The organism is Kitasatospora sp. NPDC004272, assembly GCF_053603035.1.
In genome coordinates, this window is the sequence record NZ_JBSGET010000017.1 from 71,805 (window position 1) to 80,142 (window position 8,338).

The window sequence follows — 8,338 nt, forward strand, 5'->3', positions numbered from 1 at the left end:
CGCGGGCTGCTGTTCTGTGCTATTGCTTCACGTTCCCGCGTCCGCTAGGACGCCGTGCGGCCGCCGCGCACCGCCGCGGACCGGCGCGCACCCTCGCGCGCCGCCGCCGCGCACCGTCTCACGCCGCCTCACCGTCCATCCGGGCGTGGAACTCCCGCACGGCGCGGTGCCCGCGGTACGGCTCCAGCCGGGTGCGGAAGTCGTCCAGGTACTCGACGCCGCGGTTGGAGCGCAGCCCGCTGAGCAGCCGGACCGCCTCGGTGCCGGTCTCGCAGGCGCGTTCCAGGTCCCGTTGCTGGAGTTGGGCGGTGGCCAGCAGGACGAGGTCGACGGCGCGGCGGCGGACCCGGTGCGCGGGGTGCAGTTCGAGCGCGGTGCGGGCGTAGTGCTCGGCCCGCTCGCCCTGCTGGAGGTCCCGGTGGCAGTGCGCCAACTCGTCGGCGAGGTAGGCCTCGTCGAAGTGGACGATCCAGTCGGGGTCGTCGGCCGGGTTGCGGCGCTCCATCGCGGCCAGCGCCTTGGCCGCGACGTTCTCGCAGGAGTACGCGTCGCCGAGCAGGGCGTGGCCGCGGGCCTCGGCGGCGTAGAACATCGCCATCGCGGTGGGCGTGGCCACGCTGCGGGCGCCCTCCTGGGCGGCGCGGGCGAGTTGGGCGATCTCCCGGGGGTTGCCGAGGGTCGCGGCGAGGTGGCTCATCGAGGCGGCGAGCACGTAGCCGCCGTAGCCGCGGTCGTCGGCGGCCTGGGCCAGGCGCAGCGCCTGGATGTAGTACCGCTGGGCGAGGCCGGGTTGGCCGGTGTCGACGGCCATGTAGCCGGCCAGTTCGGTCAGCCGTGCGACGGCGCCGAAGAGTTGACGTCCCGTCTCGTCGCGGTAGGAGCCGCCGAGGAAGCCGGAGACCACGCTGTTGAGGTAGTGCACCACGACCGGGCGGACGTGGCCGCTGCCGAAGCGGTGGTCGAGGTCGACCAGCATCTGGGTGGTGGCCCGGATCGCCGCGACGTCGGCCAGGCCCACCCGGGTGCCGCCGGTGCGGGCGACGACGGGGTCGGGCGGGGTGATCAGCCAGTCCCGGCTGGGTTCGACCAGCGCGGAGGCGGCGACGGTGGTGCCGGCCAGGAAGTCCCGCTTGCCGACGTCGCTGCGCCACAACTCGCAGATCTGCTCCAGCGCGGCGCCCAGGCTGGGCGCGAACTGGAGGCCGACGGCGGAGCTGAGGCTCTTGCCGTCGGCCATGCCGATCTCGTCCACGGTCACGCCGCGGCCGAGCTTGCGGCCGAGCGCCTCGGCGATCACCGCGGGCGCCTGCCCGCGGGGTTGTTGCCCGCGCAGCCAGCGGGCGACGGAGGTCTTGTCGTAGCGAAGGTCGAGTCCGTGTTCTGCTCCGCAGAGGTTGACCCGGCGGGCGAGGCCCGCATTGGAGCAGCCCGCCTCCTGGATCAGCTGCTGCAGACGCTCGTTCGGCTCTCGTGCGACGAGTGGTCTCGCGGCCATGGGATTTTTCCGCCTCCCCAACGCCGTCCGGACCCGACCGGAAGGCGACGACTGTGCAACACCATGCGGAATACCCACGGTGACGTACCCGCTCCCCACGCGCCCGGGTGAATGCTTCTGTGCGCCCCTACTGCGCCCGTTACCGCCCCTGCTCAGCCGACCGGTTCCGACCAGGATCACCGTCCCGGGTGACAACGCGCGCCCCGTTCGAAGCGTTCGGCCCCGGGCCGTAACCCGCACTCACGGACGGTAGTTGTGCAGCACGTGGACAACACCCCGGGAGCCCCCGAACAGAACCTGCCGCCGCTGCTGATCGAAGCCGTCCGCTACGCCGAGGACCGGCACTGGGAGGTCGCGCCGGGCACCTGGCTGCTCGACGGCGACGGCCCGGCCCGCTGCTCCTGCGGTGAGGAACGCTGCGCGCTCCCCGGCGCGCACCCCCTCGGTGCGGACTGGCGGCGCAGGGCGAGCGCCGGTCCCGGGGTGGTCCGCAAGTGGTGGACGGAGAACCCGGAGGCGTCGATCCTGCTGCCCACCGGCCGGTCCTTCGACGTGCTGGACGTGCCGGAGGTGGCGGGCTGCCTGGCGCTCGCCCGGATGGAGCGGATGGGGCTGCAGCTGGGCCCGGTGGTGGCGGCCCCGGCCTCACCCGGGCGCGACGGGCGGCGGCTGCACTTCCTGGTGCTGCCCGGGGTGGTCGACAAGCTGCCGGACCTGCTCCGGCAGATCGGCTGGTCGCCGGACCGGCTGGACCTGGTGGCGCGCGGCGAGGGCGACTGGGTGGTCGCCCCGCCGTCCCGGGTCGGCGGGTACGCCTCCGCGCAGTGGGCCCGGCCGCCGTCCGCGCTGAACCGCTGGCTGCCGGACGCGATGGAACTGGTCAGCCCGCTCGCCTACGCCTGCGGGCGCGAGGCCACCGCCCCGCGCCCCGTGCAGCGCCCGGCCGCCGCCGTGCGCTAGTGCCGCGTCAGGCAGCCTTTGCCGCGACGGGCGAAGGTCGCCTGACGCGGCACTAGGCCCTGGAGGCCCCCGAACGTGCCCCCGGCCGATCCGGTGGGGGGCGTGCCCGCGCGACACCCCGCGCGGCCGTGGCGGGCCCGGCCCCCCGATCCGGGGGCGGGGCCCGCCGTTCGCGTGCACGGGGCCGTTCCCGGCCCGCCCGGAGGCCGCCCGGCGCCCGTCCGGAGCGTGATCTTCCGGAACCGGTCGTCATACCCGCAGGTCAACGGGGGAAGCCCACCGATCGGGTGACATCGCTCAAGGATTGGCCGCGGTTGCCGAGGGGATCATCCTCAACGTCGGCACGGGGCCAACGGAGCGGAGGGAGCCAGCGAGCGGACCGAGAGCGTGGGGGGCTGCCGGGAGGGCGTTCGGACGGGGAAGCCGAATGCGGCAGCGGGCGGGGAACAGCAGGAGGGGACACCGGGGGAACCGGAGGGGAGCAGGAGGGGGACGGGAGCGGCCGGGCGCGGCCGGGGAGCCGCGCACGACCGCGACCGGGCGGGGGACGGGAGGGGAGCAGGGGGAACGGGGAGGGGCGCAGGGCCCGGTGTGGGGACACCGGGCCCTGCGCCTCGTGCTCGCCCCGCGCACCGCGGGCCCGGCTCCGCACGGCCCGGCCGGCTCCGGCCCGTGCTACGGCTGGGCGACGAACACGTGCGCGGCGATCTCCTTGCCGAGCTCGGCCGCGCTCTCGCCGCTGCCGACCAGCACGCCGCCGGCCGCCGGGGAGACCCGGACCGTCGCCCCGGGGCGGACGCCCGCCCGGCGCAGGGTGCGCATCAGTTCGCCGTCGGTCTGGATCGGCTCGCCGATCCGGCGGACCACCACGTCGGTGCCCCCCGCGACCGCGACCGCCTCCAGCGTGACCAGCCCGGCGTCGTAGCCCTCGCCCTCGGCCTTGGTGTCGCCGAGCTCGTCCAGGCCCGGGATCGGGTTGCCGTACGGGGACTGGCTGGGGTGGCCGAGCATGGCGAGCACCTTGCGCTCGACCGTCTCGCTCATCACGTGCTCCCAGCGGCAGGCCTCCTCGTGGACCTGCTCCCACTCCAGGCCGATCACGTCCACCAGGAGGCACTCGGCGATCCGGTGCTTGCGCATCACCCGGACGGCCAACTTGCGCCCCTCGCCGGTCAGTTCGAGGTGCCGGTCCTCGGCGACCTGGAGCAGGCCGTCCCGCTCCATCCGGCCCACCGTCTGGCTCACCGTCGGGCCGGACTGCTCCAGCCGCTCGGCGATCCGGGCGCGCATCGGGGTGATGCCCTCTTCCTCCAGCTCCAGGATGGTGCGGAGGTACATCTCAGTGGTGTCGATCAGCCCTGACATCGCCCCTGGCTCCGTTCTTCGGTGTCCTCACCGCCAATTCTGACGTACCCGGGTGACAACCAGGTGCGCGCGCCCGCTATGCCCGCACTCTTTCGTGGCTGTTGACAGCCGGGCCCGGCCCGGGCCACCGTGCACGCCTTGACATCCTCCCCGGCTTAGGGGCCGGGGATTCCCGCCTGCTCCCGCACCGGCGGGGTGGGGTGCTTCGGGTGGGTTCCTGCTTCGTCGCGCGGTGCGGGCACGGGTGCCCGTCTGACCTGCGCTCGACAGGCTGTCACCGCCAGTCCGGCGGCCCTGGCGACGTTGACCGCCGCGTTGACGTCCCGGTCGAGGACGACCCCGCACGCCCTGCACGTCCACTCGCGGACGTTCAGCGGCTTGGGACCGTCCTTGACGCCGCAGTGCGAGCACACCTGGCTGGTGGGTTCGAAGCGTCCGATCCGGATGAACTGCCGCCCGTAGCGTGCGGCCTTGTACTCCAGCATGGCCACGAACCGCGACCAGCCGGCGTCGTGCACCGACTTGGCCATGCGCGTGCGCGCGAGCCCCTTCACCGACAGCGTCTCGATGGCCACCGCTTGGTTGTCGCGGACGACCTTCGTGGAGAGCCGGTGGTGGAACTCGTGCCGCGCATCGGCCACCCGCGCATGAGCACGGGCGACCTCGCGGCGGGCCTTCTCCCGGTTCCTACTCCCTTTCTCCTTCCGGGACAGGGCGCGCTGCGCCTTCTTCAGCCGCTTCTCGGCCCGGCGCAGGAAACGCGGGCTGTCGGCCTTCGTGCCGTCGGAGAGGACCGCGAAGTGCCCGAGGCCGAGATCGAGACCAATCACCGGCTCGACCTCAGGGAGGATCTGGGGCCCGGTCTCCACGACGAAGCTCGCGAAGTACCGGTCGGCGGAGTCCTTGACGAGCGTTACGGCGGACGGCACCGAGGGCAGGGCGCGGGACCACTTCACCGCCAGATCGCCGATCTTCGGCAGAGACAGCTTCCCGCCCGGCGTGATCCTCCACCGGGCGTTGGCGGTGAACCGGATCGCCTGCCGGGTGTCCTTACGGCTCTTGAAGCGCGGGGCGCCAGCGCGAGGACGCCTGCCCTTCAAGCCGTCGAAGAAGTTCCGGTACGCCGCGTCCAGATCGCGAAGGGACTGCTGGAGGACCACGGACGACACCTCGCCGAGCCACCCGCGCTCCGGTGTCTTCTTGGACGCGGTCAGCCGCCTGGACAACTCGCTGGAGGTGACGAACGGCAGCCCCGCGGCCCGAGCGGTCTCACGGGCCCGGAGGGCGTCGTTGAAAACCACCCGGGCACAGCCGAACGTCCTGGCCAGCGCAGCACGCTGACCCGCCATCGGGTAGACGCGGAAGGAGTACCTGAGCTGCACAACCGCACCGTAGTCTCCCGGACCGCGACCGGGCGCCGGAACAATCCGCCCCGCCAACACCTGTCCCCACTTGCCCGCCCACTTGGGTTCCGTGACGAAGCACCGCCACAAAATGTCCACCGATCGGCACCCGGCCCGGCCGAGCACCACCGCCGTGCACCCGTCCACAGCACAGGGGGCTCCCGCCGCGCAGAGCGGAACGTGGCCCAGGGCCGCTTCATCAGCGGGCCGAAGCCCGGTGGAGGGGCGATCGTTCCGGGTAGCTTTCTCCCAGCAGCGGTCTGGACCACCGGCCGCCCCCGAGCCCGTACGGAGCAGAGATGAGCGAACTGGTCGGCCGGTACCTGGACGCCGCCACGGCCCACCTGGAGCGGATCCGCGCCGAGGAGGGGGAGAACATCGAGGCCGCCGCGGAACTGCTGGCCGAGGCCGTCGAGCACGGCCGGCGGATCTTCACCTACGGCGCCGGGCACTCCTCGCTGGCCGCCCAGGACGTGGTCTACCGGGCCGGCGGCCTGGTGGTGATGAACCTGCTCAACGTGCCCGGGATGACCGGCGTCAACGTGATGCCCGCGCACCTGGGCAGCGCCCTGGAGCGGGTCTCCGGGCTGGCCACCACCACCCTCGACCTCACCCCGGCCCGCAGCGGCGACCTGCTGTTCGTGATCTCGCTCTCCGGCCGCCAGGTGATGCCGGTCGAGCTGGCGCAGCACGCCCGCGACCGCGGCCTGAAGGTGATCGGCGTGACCTCGCTGGCCTATCCCGGCGCGGTCACCTCGAACCACCCGTCCGGCACCTACCTCAAGGACAACTGCGACGTCGTCCTGGACAGCAAGATCGGGGTCGGCGACGGCGAGCTGGACCACCCCGGCGCGGGCGCCCCGTTCGGCTCGGTGTCGACCATCACCACCAGCGCCCTGATGCAGGCGGTGACGGCCTCGGCGATCGCCAAGCTGGCCGACCGCGGCATCACCCCGCCGCTGTTCCGCTCCGGCAACGTGGACGGCGGCACCGAGTGGAACAACAAGGTGATCGCCGACAACGCGGACCGGATCTTCTACGCCTGGTAGCCCCCGGCGGCCCCCGCGGCGGGCCCCTGCGACGGCGCCCGCCGCGGCCGGTCCCCGACCCGCCCCATTCGGCCAACTCCGGTGCCGCCCGTGTGAGTTGTCCCAGCGATGGGAAGGACTCACGGGACCGGTGAGACTGCGCTGCGGGGGCGGGGATGGCGGCTGGGGCGGGGCGTTCGATCGGCTTCGTGCGGGAGCAAGACCTGCTCCCGCGCGTCTTCTGGGCCGCCGACGGCGCGTCCCTGCAGGGCCAGGCCAGGGCGGTGGCGCTCTCCCGCTGGGAGCTGCTGCTGCTGATCGGCGCGGCCTTCGCCGGCTCCGCGGACGGCCCGCCGTGGGCCTGGGCCGCCGCCATCGCGTACCTGGGCGCGCTGTTCATCGCCGTCACCGTCGCCCGGCAGAACCCGCAGCGGCTCTGGTACGACGGCCGGGCGGTCGCCGAGTCGGTGAAGACCCTGGTGTGGAAGTACGCGGTGCGGGCCGACTCCTACCAGCCCCCGCCGCGCAAGCTGCCCGACGCCGAGCGCCTCTACGACGTCCAGCTCTCGAACATCCTGGGCGAGTTCGACACCGAACTGGTCTCCCCCGGCGTCACCGAGGAGCTGCGCACCTGGCGCGCCCCGGCCCGCCACCCGCAGATCACCGACACCATGGAGCAGCTGCGCGAGCAGCCGCTGCCGGTCCGCCGGGAGATCTACCTGCGCGAGCGGGTGCAGAGCCAGCGCCAGTGGTACCAGGCCAAGGCCATCCAGTGCCGCAACGCCACCCGCCGGGTCGGCCGGCTGGCGATCGTGCTGCCCGCGGCCGGCCTGCTGCTCGCCGTGCTGCGCGCCCTCGGCCAGTTCGGCTTCGACGCGCTCGGCGCGATCTCGGCCGTCGCCGCGTCCGTCTCGGCCTGGGCGCAGCTGCGCCAGTACCGGCCGCAGGCCGCCGCCTACACCCTCGCCGCGGCCGAACTCGCCAAGGTCGAGGCCCAGTTGGCCTCGGCCGACCTCGGTTCGGCGGACGCCGAGGAGATCTGGGCCCGACTCGCCCGGGACGCCGAGGACGCCATCTCCCGGGAGCACACCACCTGGCAGGCGCGCCGCGAGGTGCGCAGCCTCGACATTCCCAGCTGAGCAGGAGGCCCCGTGGCGCCACGGAGGATCGAGACGCCGGACGGCGGCGTCCTCGCCGTCGACATCTCCGGGGACCCGTCCGGCAGACCGGTGTTCCTGCTGCACGGGACCCCGGGCAGCCGGGTCGGGCCCGCCCCGCGCAGTGCCGTGCTGGCCCGGATGGGCGTCCGGCTGATCTCCTTCGACCGCCCCGGCTACGGCGAGTCGACCCGGCTGCCCGGCCGGGACGTCGCCGCCGCGGCCGCCGACGTCGCGGTGATCGCCGACGGCCTCGGCCTGGACGGCTTCGCCGTGGTCGGCCGCTCCGGCGGCGGCCCGCACGCGCTCGCCTGCGCCGCGCTGCTCCCCGACCGGGTCAGCCGGGCCGCCACCCAGGTCTCGCTGGCCCCCCGGCACGCGGAGGGCCTGGACTGGTTCGCCGGGATGACCCCCTCCAACGAGCACGCCTACCGCCAGGCCGAGCTGGGCCGGCCCCGGATCGCCGACCAGTTCCAGGTCCGCTCCCGGGTGATCCGCCGCGACCCGGCCCAGCTGATCCGCAACCTGGTCCCCGAGCTCACCCCGCCGGACCGCACCGTGGTCGCCGACATCGGCGTGCGCCGGATGTTCCAGTCCGCGTACCGCCAGGCGTTCCGGTACGGCGCCGACGGCTGGATCGACGACGTGCTGGCCTTCATCGCCGACTGGGGCTTCAGCGTGGACGCCATCCGCGTCCCGGTCCGCCTCTGGCACGGCGCCGACGACCGGTTCTCCCCCGTCGGCCACTCGGCCTGGCTCGCCGACCACATCCCCGGCGCGCAGCTCTACCTCGAACCGGGCGCCGCGCACTTCGGCTCCCTCAAGGAGATGACCGACGCCATCCGCTGGGCCGCCCACGCGTAGCGGCCGCCCCGGTCGCGGCGCCGCGACCGGGGCGGCCGCTACGCGTGGGCGGCCCAGCGGATGGCG

At 74.0% G+C, this 8,338-nt stretch carries 7 protein-coding genes; 4 read left to right on the forward strand and 3 right to left on the reverse strand.

The genetic code is table 11. The features are described from left to right. Positions 1-118 precede the first annotated feature (118 nt). Positions 119-1,495 (reverse strand): tetratricopeptide repeat protein, encoded by a 1,377-nt coding sequence (locus ACWEO5_RS08360; protein ID WP_344553750.1) that lies wholly within the window; start codon positions 1,493-1,495, stop codon positions 119-121. 255 nt (positions 1,496-1,750) lie between these two features. On the opposite strand from ACWEO5_RS08360, the gene ACWEO5_RS08365 reads away from it, so the two are divergent. Next, a complete protein-coding gene (locus tag ACWEO5_RS08365) occupies positions 1,751-2,455 on the forward strand; it encodes a bifunctional DNA primase/polymerase (RefSeq protein WP_452161310.1) in 705 nt (234 codons plus the stop codon). A 675-nt stretch (positions 2,456-3,130) separates the two neighbouring features. Here ACWEO5_RS08365 and ACWEO5_RS08370 read toward each other — a convergent pair. Beyond that, positions 3,131-3,820, reverse strand: coding sequence for a metal-dependent transcriptional regulator (locus ACWEO5_RS08370; RefSeq protein ID WP_344553753.1), 690 nt, complete (start codon positions 3,818-3,820; stop codon positions 3,131-3,133). 155 nt (positions 3,821-3,975) lie between these two features. Beyond that, the gene (locus ACWEO5_RS08375) at positions 3,976-5,202 is read right to left on the reverse strand and encodes an RNA-guided endonuclease InsQ/TnpB family protein (RefSeq protein ID WP_452161312.1); all 1,227 of its coding nucleotides are present in this window, start codon (positions 5,200-5,202) and stop codon (positions 3,976-3,978) included. A 320-nt stretch (positions 5,203-5,522) separates the two neighbouring features. Between ACWEO5_RS08375 and ACWEO5_RS08380 the strand changes: the two genes are divergently transcribed. From ACWEO5_RS08380 to ACWEO5_RS08390, 3 genes are all read left to right on the forward strand, one after another. Next, positions 5,523-6,272 (forward strand): sugar isomerase domain-containing protein, encoded by a 750-nt coding sequence (locus ACWEO5_RS08380; RefSeq protein ID WP_452161314.1) that lies wholly within the window; start codon positions 5,523-5,525, stop codon positions 6,270-6,272. A gap of 188 nt (positions 6,273-6,460) precedes the next feature. Then, positions 6,461-7,390 carry a DUF4231 domain-containing protein gene (locus ACWEO5_RS08385; protein ID WP_344553755.1) on the forward strand — a complete coding sequence of 310 codons (930 nt, stop codon included), beginning with the start codon at positions 6,461-6,463 and terminating at the stop codon, positions 7,388-7,390. Positions 7,391-7,402: 12 nt separating this feature from the next. After that, a complete protein-coding gene (locus ACWEO5_RS08390; protein ID WP_452161317.1) occupies positions 7,403-8,272 on the forward strand; it encodes an alpha/beta fold hydrolase in 870 nt (289 codons plus the stop codon). The last annotated feature ends 66 nt before the right edge of the window (positions 8,273-8,338 follow it).

Excerpts from the sequence above, each read along its gene's own strand:
- ACWEO5_RS08360 (WP_344553750.1), bottom strand. The coding sequence starts at position 1,495 with ATGGCCGCGAGACCACTCGTCGCACGAGAGCCGAACGAGCGTCTGCAG.
- ACWEO5_RS08370 (WP_344553753.1), bottom strand. The coding sequence starts at position 3,820 with ATGTCAGGGCTGATCGACACCACTGAGATGTACCTCCGCACCATCCTG.
- ACWEO5_RS08380 (WP_452161314.1), top strand. The coding sequence starts at position 5,523 with ATGAGCGAACTGGTCGGCCGGTACCTGGACGCCGCCACGGCCCACCTG.